The organism is Roseateles subflavus (assembly GCF_030285365.1).
GTDB classification, from domain to species: domain Bacteria; phylum Pseudomonadota; class Gammaproteobacteria; order Burkholderiales; family Burkholderiaceae_C; genus Roseateles_B; species Roseateles_B subflavus.
Genome location: NZ_JASVDS010000003.1, coordinates 318,641 through 344,374, shown reverse-complemented (window position 1 = coordinate 344,374; position 25,734 = coordinate 318,641). Strand labels below are relative to the sequence as shown.

Sequence of the window (25,734 nt, the reverse complement as noted above, 5' to 3'; positions counted from 1 at the left end):
GAAGGCTCAGCGACGCAGGCTCAGCCAGGCCTGCGGCAGCGCGACGGCCATCAGCATGAGGCCGTAGCCCAGCATCTTGCCGTCGTGGCCCAGGAGCGCCAGCGCCGCGACGAGGCCGAGGCTGCCGCCGGCGGCGCCCCACAGCCAGAGCTGGCGCCAGGAACGGGACTTCAGCTCGGCGCGCCACAGCAGCTTCATGAAGGCGGCGACGACGGCCGCCACGAACCAGGCCGGCAGGAGGAAGTTGCTGAAGTGCCAAAGGGCGTCGAGAGGGCTCACAGGGTGCCTGTCGTGAAGCCACGCGGGGCGACCGCGCGGGGATCCGGCCGGAAATGCGGTACGGATTGATGCTTATCAAGTATTTCTATGCCGGCGATGCAGCAAGCCACACAGCCTGCAGGCGCCGGAATTTTATAATCGCAACATGTCGGTCTTCGCTCTCGGCCTGAACCATGAATCCGCGCCTCTGGATCTGCGCGGACGGTTCGCCCTTTCAGCCGAACAGCTGGCCCCGGCCCTGCTGGGCCTGCGCGAGCAGCTGAAGCAGCGCACGCGCATCGGCGCCGAGACCGCCATGCTGTCCACCTGCAACCGCACCGAGCTCTACGTGGCCGGCGGGCGGGAGCTCGTGCAGCCGACGGTCGAGTGGCTGGCGCAGGTCGGCGGCGTGGCCGCTCCGGCCCTGCTCAGCCACGCCTACGTGAAGGAAGGCAGCGCCGCCGCACGCCACGCCTTCCGTGTCGCCAGCGGACTCGACTCCATGGTGCTGGGCGAGCCCCAGATCCTGGGTCAGATGAAGCAGGCCGTGCGTGAGGCCGACGAAGCCGGCACGCTCGGCACGACGCTGCACCAGCTGTTCCAGCGCAGCTTTTCCGTCGCCAAGGAAGTGCGCAGCTCCACCGAGATCGGCGCCCATTCCATCAGCATGGCCGCCGCGGCCGTGCGCCTGGCCGGCCAGCTGTTCGAGGACCTGGCCCGGATCAAGGTTCTCTTCGTCGGCGCGGGCGAGATGATCGAGCTGGTCGCCACCCATTTCGCGGCCCGCACGCCGCAGGGCATGGCCGTGGCGAACCGCACGTTGGAGCGCGGCGAAAAGCTGGCGTCGCACCTGGGCGCCGAGGCCATCCGCCTGAGCGACCTGCCGCAGCGCCTGCATGAATTCGACGCCGTGATCTCCTGCACGGCCTCCAGCCTGCCGCTGATCGGCCTGGGTGCCGTGGAGAGCGCGCTCAAGAAGCGCCGCCGCAAGCCCATGTTCATGGTCGACCTGGCCGTGCCGCGGGACATCGAGCAGGAAGTCGCCCAGCTGGACGACGTCTACCTCTACACCGTGGACGATCTCGCCCAGCTGGTGCAGTCGGCCGGCGCGAAGCGCCAGGCCGCCGTGCAGCAGGCCGAGGCCATCATCGAGACCGGCGTGCAGAGCTTCGTGCACTGGCTGGGCCAGCGCCACACGGTGCCGCTGATCCAGGCGCTGCACGCCCAGGCGGACGACTGGCGCAGCGCCGAACTGCAGCGCGCCCGCAAGCTGCTGGCGCGGGGTGAGGACGTCGAGGCAGTGCTCGAGGCGCTGTCCAAGGGGCTGACCCAGAAGATGCTGCACGGCGCGTTGGCCGAGCTGCACGCGGCGGATGGCGAGCAGCGCGTGGCGCTGGCGCACACCGTGTCGCGCATTTTCCTTCGCAAGAGCGCCAAGGACCCGGCCGAGTCCTAGCGGCGCCCGCCGCGCGCCGCCCCGTCGTGGGGCTCGACCGCCCGTGCCCGGCTCCGGCCGCATGGCCTTCACTCCTTGCGAATCCCCCCCTCATGAAAGACAGCCTGCGCCAGCAGTTCGAACGCCTGGGCCATCGCCTGAACGAGCTCGACACCACGCTCGCCGACGGCAGCATCGCCGCGGACATGAAGCGCTACCGCGCCCTCACGCGCGAGCAGGCCGAGGTGTCCGAGCTCGTCTCCCGCTACCAGCGCTACCTGCAGCGCGAACAGGACCTCGCCGCCGCCCGCGAGCTGCTGGACGATCCCGAGATGGCCGACATGGCCAAGGAGGAGATCACCGGCGCCGAGGCCGACATGGCGCGGCTGCACGAGGAACTCCAGCTCGCCCTGCTGCCCAAGGACCCGGACGACGTCCGCCCCGCGTTCCTTGAGATCCGGGCGGGCGCAGGCGGCGATGAATCCGCGCTGTTCGCGGCCGACCTCGCCCGCATGTACCTGCGCTTCGCCGAGACCCAGGGCTGGCGCTGCGAGACGCTGTCGGCCAACGAATCGGACCTGGGCGGCTACAAGGAGCTCGTGCTGCGCATCGAGGGCGAACAGGTCTACGGCCGCCTGAAGTTCGAGTCCGGCGGCCACCGCGTCCAGCGCGTGCCGGCGACCGAATCGCAAGGCCGCATCCACACCAGCGCCTGCACGGTGGCCGTGATGCCGGAGCCCGACGAGGCCGAGGAGATCCAGCTCAACCCGGCAGACCTGCGCATCGACACCTTCCGAGCCAGCGGCGCCGGCGGCCAGCACGTCAACAAGACGGACTCCGCCATCCGCATCACTCACCTGCCGACGGGCCTCGTGGCCGAATGCCAGGACGACCGCAGCCAGCACCGCAACAAGGCCAAGGCCCTGGCGGTGCTCGCCGCCCGCCTGCGGGACAAGGAACGCAGCGAGCGCGCCGCCAAGGAGGCCGCCACGCGCAAGAGCCTGATCGGCACCGGCGACCGCAGCGACCGCATCCGCACCTACAACTTCCCGCAGGGCCGGCTGACGGACCATCGCATCAACCTGACGCTGTACAAGCTCGGCGCGATCATGGACGGCGACCTCGGAGACGTCATTGCCGGGCTGCAACAGGCACAGGCCGCCGAGCAGCTGGCCGCCCTGGAAGGCCGCGGATGAGCACCACCGTGCGCGCCCTGCAACTGCGCGGCGCCCAGTCGGGCCTGCCGCGCCTGGAAGTGCAGCTGATGCTCTGCGCCCTGCTGGCGTGCGATCGCACCTGGCTGATCGCGCACGACGAGGACACGCTGCCGGATGGCACGGGCGAGCGATTCGAGTCCTGGCTGCGGCAGCGCCTGGACGACGTGCCGCTGGCCTACCTCACCGGCCACAAGGAGTTCCACGGGCTGTCGCTGCAGGTGAGCGAGGCTACGCTGGTGCCGCGCCCGGACACCGAGGTGCTGGTCGAGCGCGCCCTGCGCTGGCTGGCGGCCTGCGGGCGGGCGGCGCCTTGCGTGCTGGACCTGGGCACCGGCAGCGGCGCCATCGCCCTGGCCATCAAGCACAGCCATCCGCAGGCGCAGGTGACCGCCACCGACTTCAGCCCGGCCGCCCTGGCGGTCGCCCGCGGCAACGCCGAGCGGCTCGGGCTGGACGTGCGTTTCCTGCAGGGCGCCTGGTGGGACGCGGTCGGGGCCTCCGTCTTTGACGTGATCCTGAGCAACCCGCCCTACATCGACCCGCAGGACGCCCACCTGGCCGCCCTGCGGCATGAGCCCCTGAGCGCGCTGGCGGCACCGGAGCAGGGCCTGGCCGACCTGCGCCAGATCATCGCGGGGGCGCCGGCCCACCTGCAGCCGGGCGGCCTGCTGCTGCTGGAGCATGGGTATGACCAGGAATCGGCCGTGGCGGATCTGCTACGTCAGGCCGGCCTGGACTACCAGGGCTGCGAGCGCGACCTGGGCGGCCAGCCCCGCTGCAGCGGGGCCCTGCTCCCCGAAGCCGTGGCATAGGTCAGTCAGCGTCTGTAAAACCCGGTAATTGATCCTGCACAAAATATCGCCGGGGGCGTAGCATGACTTCCCGGGCGTCGTTTCCTGCGAGTCGCTCGGCTGCAAGGAGACTTTCATGCGCAGCCCGCTCACCCCTTCTGGATCCTGCTGGCCGCCGGCCCTGGGCTGGCTGGCAGCGGGCGTCTTGGCATTTTCGGCCCCCGCTCACGCCCAGAATGCGGTCGGCTCGGCGCTGAGCCACGGCAGCGCGCCGTCGTCGCCGGGCCTGCGCTGGCAGGCCCGCGTGCAGCTGAGCCAGGTCGACAGCCTGGACAGCAACAGCGGCCGCAGTTCGCGCTCCCTCAGTGCCGCCCTGCTGGGGGACTACTACCTGACGAGCTCCGGCCTCGGGGACAGCGTGCGCGGCGGCCTGCGCGCCACCGGCGGCCTGATGATGGGCCCCCTGAGCATCACCCAGAGCGGCTCCGGCCTCACGCTGAGCCCGCAATCCATGAGCCTCGGGCATTCGCTGGCGGTCGGGCTGCGCACCGTGGGTGCTCTGGCGGACCGTGCCGACCCCAGCGCCACCCTGCCCTACATCGGCATCGGCTACAGCGGCATTTCCTCTCGCGGGGGCTGGGGCTTCAGCGCGGACCTCGGCCTGATCAACCGCAATTCCCTGCGCCTGGGCAACAGCCTGGGCTCGGTCGACGAGGCCCTGCGGGACAACCGCCTGATGCCCGTCGTGCAGTTCGGCCTCAGCTACAGCTACTGAGCCGCCGCTGAAGCCCGTATGTGGGGCGCCGCCCCTGCGGTCCGGCCCGCTCGTCCAGCAGGCTGCTTGCGCGTCAGTCGCCCCTGCGGGCACTCCGGTCATGCGCGCTGCCCGATAATCGCACCAAGGCCACGCGCCGCCTGCCGGCCCACGCCGGGCGGCAGGCGGCATTCACGCCACCCAGACAAGGCGCTCGCGCAACGCGCGGTCGGCCAACCCATTCATTTCAAGGAATCAAGACATGAGCGACGTTCAGCAACGCATCGACGACCTGGTGAAGAACAACCGCGTGGTGCTCTTCATGAAGGGCAGTGCGCAGTTCCCGATGTGCGGCTTCTCCGGCCGCGCCGTGCAGATCCTCAAGGCCTGCGGCGTGAACGACCTCAAGACCTTCAACGTGCTGGAAGACGAGGAAGTGCGCCAGGGCATCAAGGAATACGCCAGCTGGCCGACCATTCCGCAGCTCTATGTCGGCGGCGAGTTCATCGGCGGCTCGGACATCATGATGGAGATGTACGAGAGCGGCGAGCTGCAGCAGGTCCTGGGCGGCCAGTGAACCAGGTCACGGAGCAGCGCGCCGTGCAGCGCCTGATCGTCGGCATCAGCGGCGCCAGCGGGGCCGCCTACGGGCTGCAGCTGCTGCGCCGCTGCCGCGAGCTGGGCGTTCACACGCACCTCATCGCGACGCCAGCCGGCCTGCTCAACGTCCACCACGAACTGGGCCTGAGCCGCGACGCCCTGGAGGCGGAGGCGAGCGAGGCGCATGCGCCGGGGGATATCGGGGCCTGCGTGGCCAGCGGCAGCTTCGACGCCGCGGCCATGGTGGTGACGCCCTGTTCCATGAAGACGCTCGCCGCCATCGCCCATGGCTTCGGGGACAACCTCCTCACTCGCGCCGCGGACGTCACGCTCAAGGAGCGCCGGCGCCTGCTGCTGATGGTGCGCGAGACGCCGTTCAACCTGGCCCACCTGCGCAACATGACCGCCGTGACCGAGATGGGCGGCATCATCTTCCCGCCGCTGCCGGCCTTCTACCTGAAGCCGCAGAGCGTGGAGCAGCTGGTCGCGGAAAGCGTCGAGCGCGTGCTGGACCTCTGCGGCATCACGGGCGCACAGCCCCAGCGCTGGCCGGGCCTGCGGGACGCCCGCTGACCCGGCGGCTCAGCGCTCGCCCGGCATCAGCCACTTGCGGCGGGCGCCCAGCACCGCATTGGGATACTCCGGCCGGCCGCGGCTGCCGTTGTAGCGGCCGAGCGCCATGAAGAGATCGCCCTTCTCGCGGTCCAGGTAGTGGCGCATGATCACGCAGCCGAAACGCAGGTTCGTCTGCATGTGGAAGAGCCTCGACTCCTGCCCGTCACCGATGAGGCGTGCCCAGAAGGGCATCACCTGCATGTAGCCGCGCGCCCCGACGACGCTGATGGCGTACTTGCGAAAGCCGCTCTCCACCTCGACGAGTCCCAGCACCAGGCTGGGCTCCAGGCCGGCGCGCGTCGCCTCATACCAGAGCGTCTCCAGGAACTCGATGCGCGTCTGCGCCTCGGTCTTGCGCGGGCGCAGGCGATCGCTCATCGTGCCGAGCCATCGCAGATAGGCCAGCCGGTCGTCGATCTTCTCGAAGCGGGGGCGCGGCGGCGCACCGTTGCGGATCGCGGCGGACAGCGCCGAGCGCACCGAGTCTGCCAGCGGCTCCTCGACCTGGGCGCCCGCCCAGGCGCGCCCCACGGGCAGCAGACTCAACAGCGATGCAGCAAGAAGGCCGCGCCGGGCGCGGGATGCTGGCTGCACCGGCACCTCAGGCCTTCAGGCGGGCCTGCAGATGCGCAACCACGTCGGCCAGCGCCAGCTTGGTGGCTTCGGCATCGCGGCGGCCCTGGTACTCGACCTGACCTTCCTTGAGGCCGCGGTCCGACAGCACCACGCGATGGGGCACGCCGATCAGCTCCCAGTCCGCGAACATGGCGCCCGGGCGCTCGCCACGGTCGTCCAGCAGCACGTCGACGCCCAGCGCCTGGAGCTGCTCATAGAGCTGCTGCGCGGCCGCCTTGACCTCGTCGCTGCGGTCCATGCCGATGGGGCAGATCGCCACCGTGAAGGGGGCGATGGCATCCGGCCAGATGATGCCTCGCTCGTCGTGGTTCTGCTCGATGGCGGCACCCAGGATGCGGGTCACACCGATGCCGTAGCAGCCCATCTCGAAGGGCTTGGGCTTGCCGGTCTCGTCCAGGAAGGTCGCGTTCATCGCGGCCGAGTACTTGGTGCCCAGGTAGAACACATGGCCCACCTCGATGCCGCGCTGGATGGCGAGCTGGCCCTTGCCGTCGGGCGAGGGGTCGCCAGCCACGACGTTGCGGATGTCCGCCACGAGATCGGGCTCGGGCAGGTCACGGCCCCAGTTGGCGCCCGTGAAGTGGAAGTCGGCCTCGTTGGCGCCGCAGACGAAATCGGCCATCTGCGCGACCGTGCGATCCGCCACGATCTTCACCGGCTGCTTCAGGCCGATGGGGCCCAGGTAGCCAGGCTTGCAGCCGAAGTGCGCGTCGATCTCGCCGACGGTCGCGAAACGGAAACCGCCCTTGAGCCCCTCGATCTTGCCGGCCTTGACCTCGTTGAGCTCGTGATCGCCACGCACCAGCAGCAGCCAGACCTGCGTCTTGACGACCTCGCCGTGCTCGTTGAGTTCGTCGGTGGCCAGCACGAGCGACTTGACCGTCTGCGACAGCGGCAGGCCCAGCAGGGCGGCGACGTCCTCGCAGGTGCTCTTGCCCGGCGTGGGGGTCTTGGCCAGCGCCTGGCCGGCGGCCGCACGGCTCGCCAGCAGCGGCAGGGCTTCGGCCAGCTCGATGTTGGCGGCGTAGTCGCTGTCGGGGCAGTAGACGATCGCGTCCTCGCCCGTCTCGGCGATCACCTGGAACTCGTGCGAGCGGTCGCCGCCGATGGCGCCGGTGTCGGCCGCGACGGCGCGGTACTCGAGGCCCAGGCGATCGAAGATCTGGCAATAGGCCTGGAACATGTTCTCGTAGCTGCGGCCCGCGGATTCGACGTCACGGTCGAAGGAGTAGGCGTCCTTCATCGTGAACTCGCGACCCCGCATCACGCCGAAGCGGGGGCGGCGCTCGTCTCGGAACTTGGTCTGGATGTGATAGAAGTTCTTGGGCAGCTGCTTGTAGGAGCGCAGCTCCAGGCGCGCGATGTCCGTCACCACCTCTTCACTGGTGGGCTGGATGATGAAGTCGCGGCCATGGCGGTCCTTCACGCGCAGCAGCTCGGGGCCCATCTTGTCGAAGCGCCCCGTCTCCTGCCACAGCTCGGCCGGCTGCACCACGGGCATCAGCAGCTCGACGGCGCCGGCCCGGTTCATCTCCTCGCGAATGATGCCTTCCACCTTGCGGATCACGCGCAGCCCCATGGGCATGTAGTTGTAGATGCCGGCGCCCAGGCGTTTGATCATGCCGGCTCGCATCATGAGCTTGTGGCTGACGACTTCAGCGTCGGCAGGTGCTTCCTTGAGCGTGGAGACGAAGAACTGAGTGGCTTTCATCGCGGAGACTGCGGGGTAAGAACCGGCAGCGCGCCTTCCTGGCACCCACCTGACAGCGGGCGCCCGGCTGGCGCGCCTGGGCTTGGGGTTAGCGAGGATCATGCAAGGGGCGAGGCCCGATGCAATAATCAATCCAACTAAAGATTTGAGGTTGATTATGCTCGACCGTGAAGGCTTCAGGCCCAACGTCGGCATCATCCTGCTCAACCACCGGAACGAAGTGTTCTGGGGCAAGCGCATTCGCACGCATTCATGGCAGTTCCCGCAAGGGGGCATCAAGCATGGCGAAACGCCCGAGCAGGCGATGTTCAGAGAGCTCCACGAAGAAGTGGGCTTGAGGTTCGAGCATGTGCGCATCATTGCGCGCACGCGCGACTGGCTGCGGTATGAAGTGCCCGAGCACTACATCCGCCGCGATGCCCGCGGACACTACCGCGGGCAGAAGCAGATCTGGTTCCTGCTGCAGCTCACCGGCCGCGACAGCGACATGAACCTGCGCGCAACAGACCATCCCGAGTTCGATGCCTGGCGCTGGAACGACTACTGGGTGCCGCTCGACGCCGTGATCGAGTTCAAGCGCGGCGTCTACCAGATGGCGCTGACGGAGCTCGCTCGCTTCCTGCCGCGCACCAGCCACCACAACCGCTACCTGCGCGCCGGCATGCGCCCGCAGCAGCATCGGCAGGAGCATGGCCCCGGCCGCGGTCCTTCGTCCGCGAATGACGAGCACGCGACCGAGCCGCCCCTCGGCCCCAAGGACGCCGCGGAACACTGATCCCGTCGCGCGGCTCCGAAAAAAACAAAGGCCCGTCAGTCGCCGGACGGGCCTTTGTCATGTGGGCTCGGTGGCCCGGCAGGTCAGCGCAGGACCAGGTTGTCGCGGTGGATCAGCTCCGGCTCCGCGGCATAGCCCAGCACGCCCTCGATCTCGAAGGACGGCTTGCGGGCGATCAGGCGCGCCTCGGCGCTGGAGTAGTTGGAGAGCCCGCGGCCCAGCTCGGCACCCGCCGGGTCTCGCACGGCAATCACGTCCCCGCGATGGAACTCGCCCTGCACCTCGCGCACGCCGATGGGCAGGAGGCTCTTGCCCTCCTCGCGCAGCTTCAGGGCCGCGCCGGCGTCCACGATGACGGCACCGCGCATCTGGAGGTGGTCCAGCATCCACTGCTTGCGCGCGGCCTGCTTCGCGGTGCTGGCCAGCAGCGCCGTGCCGATGGCCTCGCCGGCCGCCAGGCGCAGCAGGACATCGGGTTCGCGGCCCCAGGCGATGACCGTGCTGGCCCCGCTGCCGGCGGCCCGCTTCGCAGCCAGGATCTTGGTGATCATGCCGCCACGGCCGATGCTGGAGCCGGCGCCACCGGCCATGGCCTCGAGCTCGGGCGTGCCGGCGATGGCCTCGTCGATGAAGCGTGCGGACGGGTCCTTGCGCGGATCGGCCGAGTACAGGCCCTTCTGGTCCGTCAGGATGACGAGGGCATCCGCCTCGACCAGATTGGCCACGAGCGCGCCGAGCGTGTCGTTGTCGCCGAACTTGATCTCGTCGTTGACGACGGTGTCGTTCTCGTTGATCACGGGCAGCACGCGGTGCTGCAGCAGCGTGAGCAGCGTGGAACGCGCGTTCAGGTAGCGCTCGCGGTCGGCCAGGTCGGCATGCGTCAGCAGCACCTGCGCGCTGCCCAGGCCCTGCTCGCGCAGCTTGCTCTCGTACATCTGCGCCAGGCCCATCTGGCCGACGGCCGCCGCGGCCTGCAGCTCATGGACCTCCTTGGGACGGGAGGCCCAGCCCAGGCGCTTCATGCCTTCCGCGATGGCGCCGCTGGACACCATCACGACCTCACGGCCTTGCTGGGTCAGCGCGGCCAGCTGGCGGCACCAGTTGCCGATGGCCTCGGCGTCCACGCCCCGCCCCTCGTTGGTCACGAGGCTGGAGCCCACCTTGACGACGATGCGTCGCGCGTCGCGGAGCACGGCATTCATGAGGCGCTGGCCTCGCCGCCCTCACCCTCCGCCGTGAAGCGCACATCCGGCTCCACATGGTGCTTCTGCTCGGCGGCCACGTGGTCGTAGATCGCATGGATCAGCGGCTGGCAGCCCTCGCGCGTCAGGGCGGAGATCTCGAAGACCGGGCCCTTCCACTTGTAGCGCTTGACGAAGTCCTTCACGCGCTTGGCGCGCTCTTCCTCGGGCACCATGTCCAGCTTGTTGAGGACCAGCCAGCGAGGCTTGTCGTACAGCGCGGGATCGTACTTCTTCAGCTCGGCCACGATGGCCTTGGCCTCCGCCACGGGATCCACTTCCGGGTCGAAGGGGGCCAGGTCCACGACATGCAGGAGCAGGCGGGTGCGCTGCAGGTGGCGCAGGAAGAGGTGGCCCAGGCCTGCCCCTTCCGCGGCCCCTTCGATCAGGCCCGGGATGTCGGCCACGACGAAGCTCTTCTCGGGGGCCACGCGGACCACGCCGAGGTTGGGATGCAGCGTCGTGAAGGGATAGTCGGCAATCTTCGGGCGGGCGTTCGACACCGCCGTGATCAGCGTGGACTTGCCCGCGTTGGGCTGCCCCAGCAGGCCGACGTCGGCCAGCACGCGCAGCTCCAGCTTCAGCTTCTTGGCCTCGCCGGGCCAGCCCGGCGTCTTCTGGCGCGGTGCGCGGTTGGTGCTGCTCTTGAAGTGCAGGTTGCCGAAGCCGCCGTCACCGCCCTTGGCGATCATGATCTTCTCGCCCGGCTCCAGGAGCTCGGCGATCACGGCGCCGGTCTCGACGTCCGTGATGATGGTGCCCACCGGCATGCGCAGCACGATGTCGTCGGCGGCCGCACCGTACTGGTCGGAGCCGCGACCGGCCTCGCCGTTGCGCGCCTCATGGCGGCGCGCGTAGCGGTAATCGATGAGGGTGTTGAGGTTCAGGTCGCCCACGGCATACACGCTGCCACCACGACCACCGTCGCCACCGTCCGGCCCACCGAAGGGAATGAACTTTTCGCGGCGAAAGCTTGCACAGCCGGCACCACCATTGCCGGCCACGATATCGATGGTGGCTTCGTCTACGAACTTCATGTCTTGCTTCTCGGGCTCGCGGAAGGAGCCATGGTAAGGCAGGCCCGCTGCCGGACCCTCACCTGGGTTGCAGCCGAAAAAACAAAGCCCCGGGCATGCCGGGGCTCTGTCTGAACGGTGTGGCCGGCTGCTGCCACCGCACCGCTTCGGTCAGGTCAGAAGACTCAGACCGGCGTCACAACCACGGTCGAGCGGTTGGCTTCGCCCTTGGTGGTGAAGGACACGGTGCCGTCCACCAGAGCGAACAGGGTGTGGTCCTTGCCCATGCCGACATTGGTGCCGGCGTGGAACTTGGTACCGCGCTGACGCACGATGATGGAGCCGGCCGAGATGGCCTGGCCGCCGTACACCTTCACGCCCAGCATCTTCGGTTTGGAATCGCGGCCGTTTCGGGTCGAGCCGCCGCCCTTTTTCTGTGCCATGGATTACTCCTTGAACTGTTGCTAGAGCGTGGATCAGCCGTTGACCGCGCTGATTTCCAGCTCGGTGTAGGTCTGGCGATGGCCTTGGCTCTTCTTGTAGTGCTTGCGACGACGCAGCTTGAAGATGCGCACCTTGTCGTGCTTGCCCTGGGCCACGACAGTGGCCTTGACGCTCGCGCCAGCAACCAAGGGAGTGCCGATCTTCAGTTCGGCGCCGTTACCCACGGCGAGAACTTGATCGATCACGATCTCTTGGCCAACTTCCGCAGCAATCTGTTCTACCTTGATCTTTTCGCCAGCAGCAACTTTGTATTGCTTGCCACCGGTTTTTATGACCGCGTACATATCAGCCCTTTCAATGAAACCGCCCGGCACCTCGACCATCACGCCCCGGGGCCGCCGCCAAGCAGCCACCCCGATGCGCCTGGGAATGCACAGGCACAAATCCCGCACGCAATGCGCGCAGAGCCGGCGACTATAACATGATCGCTTTCCCTGATTCAAGACCCCTGCCGCCGACGTGGGCAGCCGCCGACGCACTGGCGCTCGCAAGGATGCAAGCCCGACGAGCCCCTCCAGGCTTCCTATAATCCCAGCTTCGCCCAATAGTGAGCCCAGAGTGCACGCCCTGTCTGCCTCGTCCCCCCTTCAAGAGGTTCTTGCCGCGCTCGACGCGGACATGCGCGAGGTGGATGCCGTCATCGGCCGTCGCCTGACCTCCGATGTCGCCCTCGTCAACCAGATTGCCGGCTACATCGTCCACGCCGGCGGCAAGCGCATGCGCCCCAAGCTGGTCCTGCTGTTTGCCAATGCACTGGGCTTCCAGGGACCCGAGCGTTTCGAGCTGGCAGCGGTCGTGGAGTTCATCCACACCGCCACGCTGCTGCACGACGACGTCGTCGACGAGTCCTCCCTGCGCCGCGGCAAGCAGACGGCCAACGCCCTCTTCGGCAATGCCGCAAGCGTTCTGGTGGGCGACTTCCTCTATTCGCGCGCCTTCCAGATGATGGTCTCGACCAACCGGATGCGCGTGCTGGACGTGCTGGCCGAGGCCACCAACATCATCGCCGAGGGCGAGGTCCTGCAGCTGATGAACATGCACGACCCCGACATCTCCGTTGAGGACTACCTGCGCGTCATCCGCTACAAGACCGCCAAGCTCTTCGAAGCCAGCGCCCGCCTGGGCGCCGTGCTGGCGGACGCCAGCGCCGAGGTCGAGGATGCCTGCGCCGCGTACGGCCGCGCCCTGGGAACAGCCTTCCAGCTGATCGATGACGTGCTCGACTACGAAGGCGACACCCAGGCCCTGGGCAAGAACGTGGGCGACGACCTGCGCGAAGGCAAGCCCACGCTGCCCCTGCTGGTCGCCATGGAGCGCGGCACCGCGGAACAGCGGGAGCTGATCCGCAACGCCATCCAGCACGGCGAGGTCGAGCGCCTGCCGGACATCATCGAGATCGTGCGCGCCACCGGCGCCCTGGAGGCCACGCGCGAGGCCGCCCGCCGCGAGGCAGAACATGCTCGCGAAAAACTTTCTCTGCTACCTCTTAACAAGTGGCAGGAAGCTCTGCTAGAATTCGCCTTTCTGTCGGTGAACAGATCTTCTTGAAGAGAAATTTTCAGAACGATCGAAGCACCGAGGAAAGCAGCAAAGACAAATCGGGGTGTAGCTTAGCCTGGTAGAGCGCTACGTTCGGGACGTAGAGGCCGGAGGTTCGAATCCTCTCACCCCGACCAGGAATTACCTTGCAAATCAAGGACTTCGAAGCCCCAGCACGCTGGGGCTTCGGCGTTTCTGGACGCCGTTAGTGGCAGATTAGTGGCACACGCCGCCTTTTCGGCCGCCCCGCGCGCAGGTGCGCGATAAACAGCCTGCCTAGACCCTGCTCCACAACCATCGGAGCATCGTCATGGCGTCCATCGAGAACCGCTCGCGGTTCGTTGTCACGGTCCAGAACTGCGAGAACCTGACCCGCACCTTCTCGTACAACCGCGAGAAGGAGCTTGCTGCCTACGTGGCAGAACTGAAGGCCAGCGGCTACAAGCCGCGACTGGCTCGCACCAACGACAGCTATGCCGTCCGCGTTCGGGGCGCCGGCCAGCGCAGCCAGTGCCTTTACGCGTCCAGCGAAGGGGATGCCGTCGACATCAAGCAGCGCGTGGAGCTGGAACGGCGTAACGGCCTCTTCGTGGACTACGCCAAGGGTCGCAGCGTTACGCTAGCCGACCTGCTGGCCCGGTACCTCCGCGAAGTCTCGCCGCGTCACAAGGGGTTCGAGGTTGAAGGCTACATCATCAATGCCATCCTGGCCGATGCTGGCTTGGCGCGCCTCGACCTGGCGGACATCCTCGCCGCCCACAAGAACCCGCACCCAAGCCTGACGGGCAAGGCCTTCCGGCGGGCGACGGGCAAGAGCGTTCGCAAGCCTTCCCCGGCCACGTGCTTCGTGCGCAAGCCGTTCGCCGATGTCGTCCCGGAGGACTTCAACGACTACATCGACGACCGGTGCCAGTCAGTCGAGGCGCCGACGGTGGACCGCGAAATCGACCTGTTCTCCGCGGTCTGCCGCATGGCCATCGACACGTGGCGCATCCCGGTCGCCAAGAACCCGATGGACGGCATCCGCCGGCCTCGGTACTTCAACGAGCGTGACCGGCGCCTGAAGGGCGACGAGGAAATGCGTCTTCTGACGGCGGCCTTCAACGAAGACGCCCAGCGTTCCATCGAAGTACGCCTGGAAGAACTCATGGCCGCCGAACGCGCCCAGTCTGAGGCTGCCTCAACGACGTATCGCCGGAAAGCACTCATCAAGGCCGCGCGGTCGGAGTACCTGGCTCGCGCAGAGGCAAGCTATGTGCACGTGCCGTGGATGGAGACCTTCATCCAGTTCCAGCTGATGACCGGCGCACGTCGCAGCGAGACTCTAGCGCTGACCTGGGAGAACGTGGACTTCGAGGCCCAGACCGCGTTCATCCCCGAGTCGAAGAACGGGCGCCCTCGCAAGCTGGCACTGCGCAGCGAGCTCATCGGGCACCTACGGCAGTTGCCCCGGACTGAAGAACGAGTCTTCTCGATGAGCGTGGACGCGCTGCGCAAGGCATGGGCACGCATCTGCCAAGTCGCAGGCTTGGTTGAGGCCGACGAGCTGCACATCCATGACTTGCGCCACGAGGCCATCTCCCGTGTCGCGGACAGCGGCGGCCGCTTGGCTGGCGGCTTCTCGCTGGTGGACCTGCAAGCGTTCAGCGGACACCGGGACACCCGAATGCTGCTCCGGTACACCCACCTCTGCATGCCTAGCCTCGCCAAGCGGCTGGACCAGGCGTTCGCCAGTGCCAGCGCCCCAGCGGTGCATCGCGGTCGCCGCCGACTGGCCAAGGGCTCTGGCATGTCGATGGCCGACCTGACCAATGCGAACCTCCGACCTTTGTCGGACGCTGCAGCGCAGCAACCGCACGAACAGCCGAGCAATGTCGTCCAGTTCCGCCCGCGCCGGGTGGCCTGATGCACACGGCCAATTGAGGCGGACGGTAACCGCGAGGTGACTCCCGAATAGCAGGCAAAGGCAGCGACCCGTGCTAGTATGGAAACGCCCTGGCGGTAGGCGGCCCCGCGGCTACCTGCAGTCCCCTTTCACTGTCACTCTGTGACCTCCTGTGGGCGTCCTGGTCAACTTGGTGTAACCCTGTTGGCGACGCCATATTGGTTAGCTGAACATCCGCGCGCTTGCGCGCTAGGCGCGCCAGGGTTGTGAAAGGAATCGTTGAGATGAAAAAGAATCGTCGCAACGACCGCCTGGTTCTCGCATGGATTGAGATGGGTACGGCACTCGTGCTGCTCATCACGGCCATCGTGAACGCGGTCTTCAACTATCAGCTGACCAATGCCCGCCAAGTGGCTGCACAAGTTTGAGCGAAAGCCCGGCAGGTGGGTCTTCGAGCCCTCGCCGGAAGCGCGGGCAGAAGGCATCGAGGTCAAGGAGCTCGTCGAGTCCCGCTGGAAGGCGCCAAGCTACTACTTTCACCTGCGACAGGGCGGACACGTTGCCGCGCTGCATCGCCACCAGCGAAACAGTTGCTTCATCAAGGTCGACATCGCCGACTTTTTCGGTTCCGTCAGCCGCTCTCGCGTTTCCCGGGTGCTCAAGGAGTTTTTCAGCCACACCGAAGCTCGACGGATGGCGACGGCCAGCACAGTCCAACATCCTGAGGACCCTGCAAGGCAAATCCTGCCCTATGGATTCGTCCAGTCGCCGCTGCTGGCTTCGCTGGTGCTGCACAAGAGTGCCCTGGGCAAGCGGCTCGACGAACTGCGTCGCGACCGTCGGTTCGTTGTCACCGTCTACGTGGACGACATCATCGTATCGGGCACTGACGCTGCCGAACTTGGCAGTGTCTTGACGACGCTGAAGGCCAAAGCGCAACGGTCACGGCTCCCCTTCAGCGACGAGAAGGAACAGGGACCGGCCGGGTCCATTTCAGCATTCAACATCGAGCTTGCGGCCGGCTCCGCGCTCTCGGTCCTACCGCCGAAGCTCGCAGAGTTTCGTGATGCCTTCCAAGCCTCAACCAGTGAGCTGCAGCGCGCGGGCATTCAGGGCTACGTGCGCAGCGTGAATCCGGTGCAGGCTGACACGTTGACCTGAAATTGCAGTCACCCGCGAAAGGCGCCCACCGGGCGCCTTTCGCGTTACGGGGCTGCCTCGACCTGCACCGGCTCGACGCCGCACAGCAGGTCGGCCGCGCGCTGCGCCTGGGCTGCGGCGGTGAAAATGGCGCGCTTGTCGTGCTTCAGCACGGCCAGCCACTCGGCCAGGTACGCGGCATGGTCCTCGCGCGGTTCCGGGCTGAGCTGGCTGCCGGCGCACACGAAGGCGGCGCCGAGCTCGGCGACAAGCTCTTCCATCGCATAGGCCTGGTCACCGAAACGCTGGCCGAACTGGCGCGCCAGGCGGTCCGGGTGGCCGGTCCAGTGCACGAGCTCATGCGCCAGGGTGCCGAAGTACGCGGCGGCGTCGCGGAAGCGCGAAGCCTCGGGCATCTGCACGAGGTCGGGCCCCGGTGCGTAGAACGCCCGGTCGCCGCCGTGGCGAATCGTCGCGCCTGACCGCGCCACGAGGGCCAGCGCGTCGGCGTCGGGCTGGACGGCCTCGGGCGCTTCGGGTGCAGCTGGCGCGGCCAGCCCATCCACCTGCTCGGTGTTGAAGACCGTGTAGCTGCGCAGGAAAGCCACCGCCCGCCGTGCCGGGGCTTCGCCTTCGGCCGCCTCGGTGCCCTCCTTGCTGGGGCTGAACTGACCGGCATAGACCACCATCGTGCCGCGCTCGCCCTTGCGAACCTGCCCGCCCAGCGCCTCGGCCTGGCGGTAGGTCAACCAGGTACGCGACGCGAAGCCGCGCTCCATCGCTGCGCTCCACAGCAGCAGGACATTCACGCCGCGATACGGCTCGCCGCCGTGCCGGCGGGGCAGCATGCCGCCGCTTGCGGCGCTACGGGACCACGGGCACGACCAGGGGCGGACGCCCCGGTCCAGGGCCTCAACGATTCGACGGGTGACCTCGGCGTAGAGGTCGCGCTGCTGCTTCTTGCCTTCCATGTCTTGCTCCTTTAGGGCTGGGGGTGCGTGTGGCACCCCGTGCCCGTCGGCGAGACCGGGGGTAGAAGAGCGCAACCGCCGCAGGCCTGGAAGGGGCACACCCCGGCTGCACGACAGGAAGCTGGGGATGCCAGGCGGGAGGGCACGCTGCAGCGTGCGAACGGTTGCGCGGCGCGAGGGGAGACCCCTTAGCGGGGTCATATCAGCATTTCGCTGGCAGCGAAACACAGCTTGCGCTGGGCGAAGTTCTTCGGCTACACTCCGCCCCGAGGCTGACAGAGATAACTGTCGACTGTTGGGGTGCTACAGCGCCCTGTGGAGCCGAAAGGCTCTAACTACTCGCAAGCCCACGCCGCACGGTGCCGGTCCTCCGGTGCGCGGTACGGTTGGGGCCGGTGCGAGCCTGCCCGGGCGACCCCGGGCAGGCATCTGGAAGTGAAGGGGGTCAACTCGCCGCTTTGCTCTGTTCGGTTGCGGGCGACAGCCACGGCGCACACATTCCGTGTGCGTTGTTTGGTGCAGCCGAAAGGAACCGTCATGACTGACGTTCTAAAGCCTCCTCAGCGGCGGGCGACGAAGAAGCAACGCAAGAAGTCCTGGTGGGTGCGTCCTGAGACGTTCCGGCTGGCCACCTCGGTGGTCCGGTTGGTCTCGATGGTCGCCAAGCTGATTGACTTCCTGCTTCGGTGATTCGTCACCCCTTTATTTCAAATTCGAGAGGCATGCCATGTTGAATCGCGCCCTGAAGCTGCTTCGGACCTACCACCAGTACACCCAAGTGGAGCTGGCCAAGCGCCTTGGGATTTCCAACTCGTACCTGAGCGAGCTGGAGAAAGGCGACAAGACGCCCGGGCTGGACCTGCTGGAGCGGTATTCCGAGGTCTTCAAGATGCCCGTGTCCTCCATCCTCTTGTTCTCGGAGTCTATCAATGAGGACCGAAAGCCCGGGGCGAAGCTGCGGGTGGCGGCGGCGGACAAGATACTGAGGCTGCTTGAGTGGCTTCAGGAACGCGATGCCGTCGAGCGCGCCGCGTAAGGCCTACGCGCTGAATCAGTCGCCGCTCTTCCGCTTGCGCGGCAAGGGGCGGTTTGAGGACGTCATCGGCGTCAAGTGGGAGTCGGTGACGGACCTTCTGGCTGCCGAATCTTTCCGGGTCTGGAAGGGGCCGAAGGACCGGGAAATCCAGGCGCCCATCCATTGGATGGCGGCAGTGCACAAGGTCATCGCCGACCTCCTCGCACGCATTGAGGTCCCAGATTACGTGTTCTCGCAGAAGGGCCGTTCGTATGCGGACAACGCGCGGCAGCACCTCGGTAACCACCCGGTCATCAAGACCGACATCAACAAGTTCTATCCGAGCGTGACCCGGGCCATGGTGTTCCGGATGTTCGTGCGCGACTTCGAGTGCGCCGCCGATGTCGCGGACCGGCTGGCCGACATCTGTTGCTACAGGCAACTGCATCTGCCTACCGGAAGTCCGCTGAGCGGCCGGGTGGCATTCTTCGCCGCGAGGGGGCTGTTCGAGGACATCGCCAAGCTCGCAGTTGCCTCAGGCTGCAAGCTGACCATCTACGTCGACGACATCGCGCTCTCAGGTCCGAACGCCACAAAGCGCCTACTGGGTGAAGTACGCATGCTCATTGCTCGCCATGGCTTGAAGTCCAAGGGCAAGAAGTCGGCCACCTTCGCTGCTGGCGCGCCTAAGAGTGTCACCGGCGCGGTCATCGTCGGTGAAGAACTGCGGCTGCCAAACGAGCGCCATCGAAAGCTGCATGAGACCCGTTCCGCATACGTCGCCGCAGAAGGCGATGAGCGCGCGAAGCTCGGCCGCCAGCTGCGTGGACGCCAGCAAGAAGCCGCGCAGATTCTTCGACCCGTGGCGCGGACGACCTGACCCGGCAACGGTCGTACACAAGAGAGGCGCCCGAAGGCGCCTCTCCCCCCTTGCGGGGCCGTACAGTGCATTTTCCGGACGGGGCCGAGGCCACGAACGGGCGCGCGGGAACGCGCCTAATCAGCTTGTCCCGATTGCCTGCGGGTCATCGTCTGAGGGTCTACCTAGGGTAGCGCCCAGGTTTTAAACGGCGCGCTGCCTCAGGTGGTGTAACGTCGTCACGCTGGAACCGACCCACAACAGCGGGTCGCGCAGCTCGACCGCGACAAGCTTGACCCGGCGTTCCAGCGTTACGCGTTCCTGCAGGGGGCGATGCCCCCACAGCGAAGTGGCGGCCAGCAGGATGCGGCGGGCATGGTTCAGCTCGCGGTCGTAGACGAAGACCAAGCCCCCGAGCCGGTAGGCGCCGGCCTGGTCGAGCGGCTGGCCGACGAGTTCTGCCCACCGCAGGCACGCCGCGAGGTGCGGCAGCGCCTTGCGGGCGGCCTCGACCTCGCACACCTCCACCGTCGCCGGCCCGTCGGCCCGGCGCTGCCAGACGGCACCGTCGGGCATCTTGCGCAGCATCTTCACCATCCGGTCCACCGGGAACGGCGCCTTGCGCCGCAGCAGCAGGTACTCCCCGGCCGTCTGGAAACCCTCGACCTGGCGCTCGACGAGGTAACGCGTGGCCAGCGTCCGGTGGAAGAAGGTGCTGCCCGAAACACTCGACAGGTCCAACGTGTGCTGCGCCTCGATGCCACGGGCCTCCAGCCAGGTGGCGCCGACACGGGTCAGGCAGAGGCTGCGCGAGCCCAGCGCGTTACGGCGTTCCAGCAGCAGGCCCTCAGTAACCAGCCGGCTGGCAACGCGCCGACAGACCTGCTCGGCGTACCGCGCCTTGGGCCAGACGGCGCGGGCCAACTCGGCGACGCGGACGTGCCCGTGATGGGCGACGACACGCATGCACTTCAGCTCGTTGGCGCGGGCTTGCTCGCGCCCGCTGCGGCTGGTGGTCTGCCGAGGTGCACGTGATGGTGACGCGGCGGCGGGCGCGGCGCCCAACACGCCCAGCAGGTCGGTGGTCGAGACTTTCATGGTGGCTTCCGGTGGTATGTCCACTGTCTAGCCACCGTCTCACCGGCCACCGCCGTGCCGAGTGCCTGCGCGTCATCGCGCGAAGGCTAAAAGCGGGGGGCTTCACTCCATCGAGCCGGCAGTTTCGCCGCGCTTCGCCCGACGGGCGCACCCGTCATCTGGAGCATCTCGATGGACAAGTTCATCCCCAAGTCCGCGCTGGTCGAAGCCCTCGGCGTCTCGACCCGCACCCTGGAAAACTGGATTGCGCAGCGCGCCTTCCCGGCCCCGCGCCACCTGGCCGGCAGCCGGCTGTCGTTCTTCGACGTGGCCGAGGTTGAAGCCTGGCTGGAACGCGAGCTCACCGAAGGGGGCAAGGCATGAAGCGCCCTCGCAACCGCATCGCCAGCACCGAGAACGACCGCTGGTTCGAGCGCTACGGCAAAGGCGGGTACTTCTGCCTGCCGCGGGCGATGCTGTTCAACGTGGTCGACTGCATCGACAACGCGGCCATGTATGTGTACCTCGCTCTCGCCTCCTGCCACTACGAGGGCAACACGACCTACGCCGGGCCGCACATCGCCAAGCTCACGGGCAAGGACGAGCGGGCTGTCCGCGGCCATCTGGCTGACCTGGAAACGCTGGGCCTCATCCGCCGAGAGCCGCTTGGCCAGGGCTTCAAGGTGCTGTTCCTGTGCCCCGACCGCCAGCGCATCAAGGACGGTGCAGCCGAAATCACGTCACGCAAGCTGGCGCGGCAGCAGCGCCGCGCGCTGGCTCAGAAGGCAGCGCCATCAGCGACGGATGGCGGTCACCAGCGCGAGTTGCTGAATCCGCCGCCGAACGAACCGCCGCTGGAGAAGCCGCCAGCGTCGTGACGGTGGTCGGAGAAGCCATAGGCATTCCCGTTCACGTCGACATGGGCGTTGGCCATGGGCGTACCGTCGACGTTGAACGCCGGCCCCCGGTGGCCATCGCTGCTGCTCCGTCGGCGATGACCATCGTCGTCATCGAAGCCGTGGCCTGCTTGAGCGGACCAGCCGAGGCGCTCGCTCAGGCTGCCGGGTCCGCGGAGGCGCTTCACCCCCCGTACGAAGCCCCAAAGGACGCCCACTACGACGAAGACGAAGCCCAAGCGGATGGCCAGCACGTCCACGCGCAGGCCCAACAGCTTGTCACTCGGCAAGAAGAACAGTCCGACGAAGAACAGCAAGCCGCCCGAGAAGGAGAGCACCTGCCAGGTGAAGTAGCGCTGGGACATGAGAGTTTCTGACTGTTGGGCCGATGCCTTCCGTCACGCAGGTATCGGCCCGACGGGCAGGAACTTGAGCCCGGCGACGGGCCAGGCGCTCGCCACACTCGCGCACTTCTGCAGGCTTCAGCCTGCCTGACACGGGGCGGGCCTGGCCCGCCCTTGCGTCGCCCGCAGCCCAGGCCCTCCTGCCTTGCGGGTGCTCTTCACCGGGCGACAGCCGCCCGCAGGGCGGCTTCTTCTTCGGTTCTCAGAACACGTTTTCTGCAGCCGCTTCTGGTCTGAAGGACTTTGGTTATTCGTGGGTGGTGGTCACGCGGTAACGCTCACCGGGTGGTGGTCACCCGGTAACGTTACAGCGTGACGGTGTTTCGACTCGCGGCCTGCGGCTAAAGGCCTACGCCGACCCATTGGCCGTCGACCGCGCGAGCTCGGCCCAAGGCAACCAGCGTGTCCAGCAGCGTAGGCAGGCGGTCGCGCCAGCGACCCCGGCCGTTGAAGTGCCCGGCCAGCCCTTCGAGGTCTAGGCTGCGCCCGGCGCTGGCGAGCACCTCGGCAACCGCCTTGATTTGCTCGGTCAGCCCCGTGGGCCACGGGCGCTGCACCACTGCGGCCTTGGTCGGCTTCGCCTCGGCGTTCTCATCCTCGCCCTCGTCGGCGCCTTCCGCCCCGGTCTCCAGGGCCGCCTGCTCGCCTTGCCCCGCCTGCTGGAACTCCGGGCGCAGCCACCGCACCGTGCCGGCCGCTTCCTCGGCCGCGCGCTTGGCGTTCAGCTCCACCAGCCGCAGCAGCAGCGTGTCGGTGTCGGCCGGCAGGGTCAGGTCGGCCCAGCCGTAGGCCTGCAGCACGGCAGCGTCCAGCTCGTCGTGCAGGCTCTTGAGCACGCCCACCAGGCCGTGTTCGTGGACCACCTTCTCTTTGGCGGTCAGCGCCTCGCCGCTGCGCAGCTTCTCCAGCACGTTGTACGTGGCCGTGAGCGTGGCGTCCGGGTGGGCCGCGAGCTGGGCCTTGCGGTGGGCGTCGATTTGCTCGGCCAACGAGCGGATGCGCTCGGCCAGCGCCCCGGCCGGGTCCAGGTCGGGGAAGGGGAACGCCTCGAAGCAGGTGGACTTGCTGTAAACCGGGCGGTCCTCCAGCAAACCGCCAGCGGCCAAAGCCCAGCCCACGTGCACAGAGCTAGACAGCACACCCAGGTGCAAGGCATCGCCGCTGGCCACGAGGATGAGCTTGTCGTCCGGCAGGATGGAGGCGTCCAGCCACTGAAACACCCGGTGTTTGGCCACCTGGCCGGTCACGATGTAGCGAGGTAGTCCAGACAAGGCGGGACGAATCTCTCCCCGTGACCTGCCGTGGAGCCACCACTTCTCCCGAAACTGCCGGTCGCGATTCGCGTCGCGCTCGGGCTTGACCCGCTCCAACAGCCACTGATAAACAGCCGGAAAGCGGCACCGGACTTCGTCGGCTTGGAGCCCGAAAAGGTCAATCACCATGACCCCACGCGGCGTCCCCGTTAGGTCCCGCCCATTCCGGTACGGACGGATGTACTTCTCCAAACCGGCGACCGTGCCCAAGCCCAGGTTCTGCGCCTCCGCAGGGGTAACGAGAAATCCGGCCCCATGCGGTATGACCCCTCGGCTGGAAAGCCCGGCATTGGCCTGCAGACGGATAGCCCCGGCGACATTCGCCCCCACCTTCAGGTCGGCGTGAATGACACCTTGGCGGGTCATCATTTCTACCGCGACCTCGCCGTTTTCCGCTTCCGTCTCCTGACTGACGGTCTGCAGCTTGCCTTCGCCGGTACCGCGCACGCCCACTGACATGGATATGCGCACCGCCGCGCCGTCGGCGCTGTCCACCCACGGGTGGTCGGGCACGGCGTAGGCTAGGCTCAGCGGCGGGATGGCGGTCTGGTGCGCCTCAATCACCCGCCGGTTGAAAATCATAGTCAGGCTGTTGGTGGTGATGAGGCCGAAGCGCTCGGCCTGGCCCTGGCGGACCGCCTCGGCGGCCTTGTGCCACCAGTACATGACGAAGTCGGCGCTCTCGGGCACCTCGGGCCAGGCGGCGCGCAGGGCGTCGGCGTAGCCGTCGCCCAGGGCCACCCGCATGCGCTTGTTGCCGATGAAGGGCGGGTTCCCTACGATGAAGTCGGCCTTGGGCCACTCGGCCTGCCGGGGGTTCACGTAGCGCCACTGCACCACCTGGGCGGCCTCGTCAGGCACGGGTTGGCCCGTCACGGGGTGCGGCTTGACGGTCTCGCCGTCCCAACGAGTCAGCACCTTGCCGGTGGCGTCGGTCATCGGCTCCTGGCGGTCGTAGGCCAGCACGGCGTCCCGGTGCTCGATGTTGCCGTAGTCGTGCACCACGGGCTCGGCCACGTTGGCACGCCCTTGAGTTCGGATGTGCCACTGCAGGAAGCCAATCCACAGCACCAGCTCGGCGAGGGCGGCGGCGCGCTCGTTCAGCTCCACGCCGCGCAGTTGCTGCAGCGTGACGGTCTCGCCGGCCAGGTCCAGCGCGTCCTGCTTGTCGCCCAGGGCGCTGAGCTGGTTCAGCACCTCACCCTCCAGGCGCTTCAGGTGCTCCAGTGTCACGTACAGGAAGTTGGCACTGCCGCAGGCCGGGTCCAGCACGCGCAGGGTGCACAGTCGGTGCAGGAAGTCCTTCACCTGCCGGCGGGCCTCAGCCCATTTGGCGCGCACTGCGGCGTTGTGCCGGTCGAGCGCGGCGAAGTCCTTCTTGGTCTTCACCGCGGGCGGGTTGGCCTCCAGCTCGGCGGCCTCGTGGGCCAGCAGCAGCGCAGCGGCCTGGGTGTTGGCCCATTCGGCACGTAAGGGCTCGATGACGGTGGGCAGCACCAGCCGTTCAACGTAAGCACGCGGGGTGTAGTGGGCGCCCAGCGCGTGGCGTTCGTTGGGGTCCAGCGCGCGTTCCAGCAGGGTGCCGAAGATGGCGGGCTCGACCTCGCGCCAGTTGGCACGAGCGGCCTGCACCAGCAGGTCGATTTGCTCGGGCGTGAGAAGCAGACTGTAGCCATCGGCGCTGTCGCCCTTGAACAGCTTGCCGTTGAACTTCAGCACCGACTGCACCAGCGCCACCGAGAAGCCGCCCCGGTCCATGTCGGCCCACAGGCTGCGCAGCATCAGTTGCAGGGTGGCGGGGTTCTCGCGGTGCTGCAGCAGCAGCGCCTGGAAGGAGCCCTTGGGTAGCAGCTCGACGTCCTCCGCGAACATGCTGAAAAGGCAGCGCGAGAGGTAGGCGGCCACGACCTGTGGCGCATGGCCAGCCTGTTCCAGCGACCGCGCCAGCAATGCCAGCTTGTTGGACACATCACGGGTGACCTTGGCCGCGATGAGTGCCGGGTTCAGGTCGTCCGGTTGGGTCCAAATCTTGCGCAGTCGCTCCAGCGTTTCGGGCTTTGCCAAGTCAGCCAGCAGGATGCGATGGCTGCGCGGGTCAGGGAAAGGTGTGTAGGTGCCGCCGCTGCGGCTGAACTCCGCGTAGACCTCAATGACGGTGCCCACGTCCACCACCATGACGAACGGCGGGCGGCCTTCATCGGCCGGGAGCGCGCGGGCGTAGCTTTCGCCCTGACTGCGGGCACGCAACAAGCCGTCATCGAAGCCCTTGGTGTGCGAGCCGGCCTTGAGCTTCTTGGCCTCCAACACGAAGTGGCCACGCTTGTAGCAGTCGATGCGGCCGGCGCTGCTGGAGCCGTCGCCATGGCTGAAGGTGACGGGGCGCTCGAACATGTAGTCCTGCGCGGGCGTCGGGTGCGGCTTGGGCACGCCCAGAAGCTCGCACAAGTCCATGACGAAGGTCTGAGCGGTGGCCAGCTCGCTCGCGGTAACTCCCTGCCAGCGCTCGATGAACGCTTGAGCCGATGTTGCTTTTGTATCCATGCGCCCATGATAGGGATTGGTTCGGCGCATCTCGGGGGTGCCACGCCACAGGACGTGGGGCAAGGCGTCCAGCCGCAGCACCGCGCGCTGCACCGTGCCAACACGGTCAACGCGCGGCAGGGGGCGCCACAAGTCAGGTTTCGCCCCAGCGAAATCAGGCCCGCCCACGGGCCGGTGACGCAGTGGGGGCGAAGCCCCGCCCCACCCGCTGAAGGCGGGCGGGCAACCCGGGCGATGGCCGACGTCCAGGAGGCGCCTGCCGGTGGCGCGAACAGCGACACCAAAGGCAAGCAGCGGGCGGGTTGCCCGCCCGTTGGCTCTGCCGTGCAGAGTCAGCGGGATGGGGCGCGGTATTGGCAAGGGGACGAGGGCGTCCAGCCCGAGACACGGCGTGTCGCCCTAGCGACCGTGAGCCGGGGTGCCCCGTTCCCCCACGGTGGAAGCGTCTGCTTCTACCGTCTCGGTCTTGGCGACGGTCTGCAAGACGGTCGCTGGTGACGGCCAGCCACCATGGCCGGCCGTGAACTATTGCCTTGCCAGG

Annotated in this window: 27 protein-coding genes and 1 tRNA gene; 17 read left to right on the top strand and 11 right to left on the bottom strand. The window is 67.5% G+C overall.

What is annotated here, in order from left to right; genetic code table 11:
* Positions 1-6 precede the first annotated feature (6 nt).
* On the bottom strand, positions 7-279 hold the full coding sequence (locus QRD43_RS12535; protein ID WP_285982812.1) for a hypothetical protein: 273 nt from the start codon (positions 277-279) through the stop codon (positions 7-9).
* Between the two features lie 145 nt (positions 280-424).
* Between QRD43_RS12535 and hemA the strand changes: the two genes are divergently transcribed.
* The 6 genes from hemA (at position 425) to QRD43_RS12505 (ending at position 5,628) form a co-directional block, all read left to right on the top strand.
* Positions 425-1,714, top strand: a complete 1,290-nt coding sequence (gene hemA / locus QRD43_RS12530; RefSeq protein ID WP_285982811.1) for a glutamyl-tRNA reductase — start codon at positions 425-427, stop codon at positions 1,712-1,714.
* Between the two features lie 92 nt (positions 1,715-1,806).
* Complete coding sequence (prfA, locus tag QRD43_RS12525; RefSeq protein WP_285982810.1) at positions 1,807-2,889, top strand: peptide chain release factor 1; 1,083 nt, start codon at positions 1,807-1,809, stop codon at positions 2,887-2,889.
* Positions 2,886-3,722, top strand: a complete 837-nt coding sequence (gene prmC / locus QRD43_RS12520) for a peptide chain release factor N(5)-glutamine methyltransferase (RefSeq protein ID WP_285982809.1) — start codon at positions 2,886-2,888, stop codon at positions 3,720-3,722. Before prfA ends, prmC begins: the two co-directional genes overlap by 4 nt.
* A 115-nt stretch (positions 3,723-3,837) precedes the next feature.
* Positions 3,838-4,476 (top strand): hypothetical protein, encoded by a 639-nt coding sequence (locus tag QRD43_RS12515; protein WP_285982808.1) that lies wholly within the window; start codon positions 3,838-3,840, stop codon positions 4,474-4,476.
* A gap of 241 nt (positions 4,477-4,717) precedes the next feature.
* Positions 4,718-5,032, top strand: a complete 315-nt coding sequence (gene grxD, locus QRD43_RS12510; protein ID WP_285982807.1) for a Grx4 family monothiol glutaredoxin — start codon at positions 4,718-4,720, stop codon at positions 5,030-5,032.
* Positions 5,029-5,628, top strand: coding sequence for a UbiX family flavin prenyltransferase (locus QRD43_RS12505; RefSeq protein WP_285982806.1), 600 nt, complete (start codon positions 5,029-5,031; stop codon positions 5,626-5,628). The genes grxD and QRD43_RS12505 overlap by 4 nt, the downstream gene beginning before the upstream one ends.
* A gap of 9 nt (positions 5,629-5,637) precedes the next feature.
* On the opposite strand, the gene QRD43_RS12500 is transcribed toward QRD43_RS12505, so the two are convergent.
* Together QRD43_RS12500 and QRD43_RS12495 are read right to left on the bottom strand one after the other, a co-directional pair.
* Positions 5,638-6,216, bottom strand: coding sequence for a lytic transglycosylase domain-containing protein (locus QRD43_RS12500; protein WP_342399037.1), 579 nt, complete (start codon positions 6,214-6,216; stop codon positions 5,638-5,640).
* A 55-nt stretch (positions 6,217-6,271) separates the two neighbouring features.
* Positions 6,272-8,017 carry a proline--tRNA ligase gene (locus QRD43_RS12495; protein ID WP_285982805.1) on the bottom strand — a complete coding sequence of 582 codons (1,746 nt, stop codon included), beginning with the start codon at positions 8,015-8,017 and terminating at the stop codon, positions 6,272-6,274.
* Between the two features lie 157 nt (positions 8,018-8,174).
* On the opposite strand from QRD43_RS12495, the gene QRD43_RS12490 reads away from it, so the two are divergent.
* Positions 8,175-8,792 (top strand): RNA pyrophosphohydrolase, encoded by a 618-nt coding sequence (locus QRD43_RS12490; RefSeq protein ID WP_285982804.1) that lies wholly within the window; start codon positions 8,175-8,177, stop codon positions 8,790-8,792.
* A gap of 83 nt (positions 8,793-8,875) precedes the next feature.
* Here the strand turns inward: QRD43_RS12490 and proB are convergent, their stop codons facing one another.
* From proB to rplU, 4 genes are all read right to left on the bottom strand, one after another.
* Positions 8,876-9,994, bottom strand: a complete 1,119-nt coding sequence (gene proB / locus QRD43_RS12485; protein ID WP_285982803.1) for a glutamate 5-kinase — start codon at positions 9,992-9,994, stop codon at positions 8,876-8,878.
* A complete protein-coding gene (gene cgtA, locus QRD43_RS12480; protein WP_285982802.1) occupies positions 9,991-11,070 on the bottom strand; it encodes an Obg family GTPase CgtA in 1,080 nt (359 codons plus the stop codon). The genes proB and cgtA overlap by 4 nt, the downstream gene beginning before the upstream one ends.
* Before the next feature lie 164 nt (positions 11,071-11,234).
* Positions 11,235-11,492: a 50S ribosomal protein L27 gene (gene rpmA, locus QRD43_RS12475; RefSeq protein ID WP_269631747.1), complete on the bottom strand. Its 258-nt coding sequence runs from the start codon at positions 11,490-11,492 to the stop codon at positions 11,235-11,237.
* A gap of 33 nt (positions 11,493-11,525) precedes the next feature.
* A complete protein-coding gene (gene rplU, locus QRD43_RS12470) occupies positions 11,526-11,837 on the bottom strand; it encodes a 50S ribosomal protein L21 (protein ID WP_183103740.1) in 312 nt (103 codons plus the stop codon).
* A 334-nt stretch (positions 11,838-12,171) separates the two neighbouring features.
* Between rplU and ispB the strand changes: the two genes are divergently transcribed.
* From ispB to QRD43_RS12445, 5 genes are all read left to right on the top strand, one after another.
* Complete coding sequence (gene ispB / locus QRD43_RS12465) at positions 12,172-13,101, top strand: octaprenyl diphosphate synthase (RefSeq protein WP_285983179.1); 930 nt, start codon at positions 12,172-12,174, stop codon at positions 13,099-13,101.
* A gap of 51 nt (positions 13,102-13,152) precedes the next feature.
* Positions 13,153-13,229, top strand: a tRNA-Pro gene (locus QRD43_RS12460).
* A gap of 173 nt (positions 13,230-13,402) precedes the next feature.
* Positions 13,403-14,998: a site-specific integrase gene (locus tag QRD43_RS12455; RefSeq protein WP_285982801.1), complete on the top strand. Its 1,596-nt coding sequence runs from the start codon at positions 13,403-13,405 to the stop codon at positions 14,996-14,998.
* A 263-nt stretch (positions 14,999-15,261) separates the two neighbouring features.
* Positions 15,262-15,405: a hypothetical protein gene (locus tag QRD43_RS12450; protein WP_285982800.1), complete on the top strand. Its 144-nt coding sequence runs from the start codon at positions 15,262-15,264 to the stop codon at positions 15,403-15,405.
* Positions 15,377-16,138, top strand: coding sequence for a reverse transcriptase domain-containing protein (locus tag QRD43_RS12445; RefSeq protein ID WP_285982799.1), 762 nt, complete (start codon positions 15,377-15,379; stop codon positions 16,136-16,138). The genes QRD43_RS12450 and QRD43_RS12445 overlap by 29 nt, the downstream gene beginning before the upstream one ends.
* 44 nt (positions 16,139-16,182) lie before the next feature.
* Here QRD43_RS12445 and QRD43_RS12440 read toward each other — a convergent pair whose 3' ends face one another.
* The gene (locus QRD43_RS12440; RefSeq protein ID WP_285982798.1) at positions 16,183-17,088 is read right to left on the bottom strand and encodes an ArdC family protein; all 906 of its coding nucleotides are present in this window, start codon (positions 17,086-17,088) and stop codon (positions 16,183-16,185) included.
* A 537-nt stretch (positions 17,089-17,625) separates the two neighbouring features.
* Here QRD43_RS12440 and QRD43_RS12435 point away from each other — a divergent pair.
* From QRD43_RS12435 to QRD43_RS12425, 3 genes are read left to right on the top strand one after another with little or no spacing between them, the layout of a single operon-like run.
* Positions 17,626-17,778: a hypothetical protein gene (locus tag QRD43_RS12435; protein WP_285982797.1), complete on the top strand. Its 153-nt coding sequence runs from the start codon at positions 17,626-17,628 to the stop codon at positions 17,776-17,778.
* Positions 17,779-17,815: 37 nt separating this feature from the next.
* The gene (locus QRD43_RS12430) at positions 17,816-18,124 is read left to right on the top strand and encodes a helix-turn-helix transcriptional regulator (protein WP_014427843.1); all 309 of its coding nucleotides are present in this window, start codon (positions 17,816-17,818) and stop codon (positions 18,122-18,124) included.
* Positions 18,102-18,983, top strand: a complete 882-nt coding sequence (locus QRD43_RS12425; protein ID WP_285982796.1) for a reverse transcriptase family protein — start codon at positions 18,102-18,104, stop codon at positions 18,981-18,983. Before QRD43_RS12430 ends, QRD43_RS12425 begins: the two co-directional genes overlap by 23 nt.
* Positions 18,984-19,166: 183 nt before the next feature.
* Here the strand turns inward: QRD43_RS12425 and QRD43_RS12420 are convergent, their stop codons facing one another.
* The gene (locus QRD43_RS12420; protein WP_285982795.1) at positions 19,167-20,060 is read right to left on the bottom strand and encodes a hypothetical protein; all 894 of its coding nucleotides are present in this window, start codon (positions 20,058-20,060) and stop codon (positions 19,167-19,169) included.
* 171 nt (positions 20,061-20,231) lie between these two features.
* Between QRD43_RS12420 and QRD43_RS12415 the strand changes: the two genes are divergently transcribed.
* Positions 20,232-20,423 carry a helix-turn-helix transcriptional regulator gene (locus tag QRD43_RS12415; protein WP_285982794.1) on the top strand — a complete coding sequence of 64 codons (192 nt, stop codon included), beginning with the start codon at positions 20,232-20,234 and terminating at the stop codon, positions 20,421-20,423.
* Positions 20,420-20,917 (top strand): helix-turn-helix domain-containing protein, encoded by a 498-nt coding sequence (locus QRD43_RS12410; RefSeq protein ID WP_285982793.1) that lies wholly within the window; start codon positions 20,420-20,422, stop codon positions 20,915-20,917. The genes QRD43_RS12415 and QRD43_RS12410 overlap by 4 nt, the downstream gene beginning before the upstream one ends.
* On the opposite strand, the gene QRD43_RS12405 is transcribed toward QRD43_RS12410, so the two are convergent.
* Entirely contained in the window at positions 20,851-21,300 is a 450-nt protein-coding gene (locus QRD43_RS12405; protein WP_285982792.1) for a hypothetical protein, read from the bottom strand. The two genes, QRD43_RS12410 and QRD43_RS12405, sit on opposite strands and share 67 nt — an antisense overlap.
* A 380-nt stretch (positions 21,301-21,680) precedes the next feature.
* The gene (locus tag QRD43_RS12400; RefSeq protein ID WP_285982791.1) at positions 21,681-25,274 is read right to left on the bottom strand and encodes a class I SAM-dependent DNA methyltransferase; all 3,594 of its coding nucleotides are present in this window, start codon (positions 25,272-25,274) and stop codon (positions 21,681-21,683) included.
* Positions 25,275-25,734: the final 460 nt, after the last annotated feature.

Bases quoted from the DNA above. Each gene is read 5' to 3' on its own strand.
- QRD43_RS12445 (WP_285982799.1), top strand. From the start codon at position 15,377: ATGCCCGCCAAGTGGCTGCACAAGTTTGAGCGAAAGCCCGGCAGGTGG.
- hemA (WP_285982811.1), top strand. From the start codon at position 425: ATGTCGGTCTTCGCTCTCGGCCTGAACCATGAATCCGCGCCTCTGGAT.
- QRD43_RS12425 (WP_285982796.1), top strand. From the start codon at position 18,102: ATGCCGTCGAGCGCGCCGCGTAAGGCCTACGCGCTGAATCAGTCGCCG.
- QRD43_RS12415 (WP_285982794.1), top strand. From the start codon at position 20,232: ATGGACAAGTTCATCCCCAAGTCCGCGCTGGTCGAAGCCCTCGGCGTC.
- QRD43_RS12440 (WP_285982798.1), bottom strand. From the start codon at position 17,088: ATGGAAGGCAAGAAGCAGCAGCGCGACCTCTACGCCGAGGTCACCCGT.
- QRD43_RS12405 (WP_285982792.1), bottom strand. From the start codon at position 21,300: ATGTCCCAGCGCTACTTCACCTGGCAGGTGCTCTCCTTCTCGGGCGGC.
- QRD43_RS12490 (WP_285982804.1), top strand. From the start codon at position 8,175: ATGCTCGACCGTGAAGGCTTCAGGCCCAACGTCGGCATCATCCTGCTC.
- rpmA (WP_269631747.1), bottom strand. From the start codon at position 11,492: ATGGCACAGAAAAAGGGCGGCGGCTCGACCCGAAACGGCCGCGATTCC.
- prmC (WP_285982809.1), top strand. From the start codon at position 2,886: ATGAGCACCACCGTGCGCGCCCTGCAACTGCGCGGCGCCCAGTCGGGC.
- rplU (WP_183103740.1), bottom strand. From the start codon at position 11,837: ATGTACGCGGTCATAAAAACCGGTGGCAAGCAATACAAAGTTGCTGCT.
- QRD43_RS12430 (WP_014427843.1), top strand. From the start codon at position 17,816: ATGTTGAATCGCGCCCTGAAGCTGCTTCGGACCTACCACCAGTACACC.
- QRD43_RS12410 (WP_285982793.1), top strand. From the start codon at position 20,420: ATGAAGCGCCCTCGCAACCGCATCGCCAGCACCGAGAACGACCGCTGG.
- grxD (WP_285982807.1), top strand. From the start codon at position 4,718: ATGAGCGACGTTCAGCAACGCATCGACGACCTGGTGAAGAACAACCGC.
- proB (WP_285982803.1), bottom strand. From the start codon at position 9,994: ATGAATGCCGTGCTCCGCGACGCGCGACGCATCGTCGTCAAGGTGGGC.
- QRD43_RS12435 (WP_285982797.1), top strand. From the start codon at position 17,626: ATGACTGACGTTCTAAAGCCTCCTCAGCGGCGGGCGACGAAGAAGCAA.
- QRD43_RS12515 (WP_285982808.1), top strand. From the start codon at position 3,838: ATGCGCAGCCCGCTCACCCCTTCTGGATCCTGCTGGCCGCCGGCCCTG.
- QRD43_RS12455 (WP_285982801.1), top strand. From the start codon at position 13,403: ATGGCGTCCATCGAGAACCGCTCGCGGTTCGTTGTCACGGTCCAGAAC.
- ispB (WP_285983179.1), top strand. From the start codon at position 12,172: ATGCGCGAGGTGGATGCCGTCATCGGCCGTCGCCTGACCTCCGATGTC.
- cgtA (WP_285982802.1), bottom strand. From the start codon at position 11,070: ATGAAGTTCGTAGACGAAGCCACCATCGATATCGTGGCCGGCAATGGT.
- QRD43_RS12420 (WP_285982795.1), bottom strand. From the start codon at position 20,060: ATGAAAGTCTCGACCACCGACCTGCTGGGCGTGTTGGGCGCCGCGCCC.
- prfA (WP_285982810.1), top strand. From the start codon at position 1,807: ATGAAAGACAGCCTGCGCCAGCAGTTCGAACGCCTGGGCCATCGCCTG.
- QRD43_RS12495 (WP_285982805.1), bottom strand. From the start codon at position 8,017: ATGAAAGCCACTCAGTTCTTCGTCTCCACGCTCAAGGAAGCACCTGCC.
- QRD43_RS12450 (WP_285982800.1), top strand. From the start codon at position 15,262: ATGAAAAAGAATCGTCGCAACGACCGCCTGGTTCTCGCATGGATTGAG.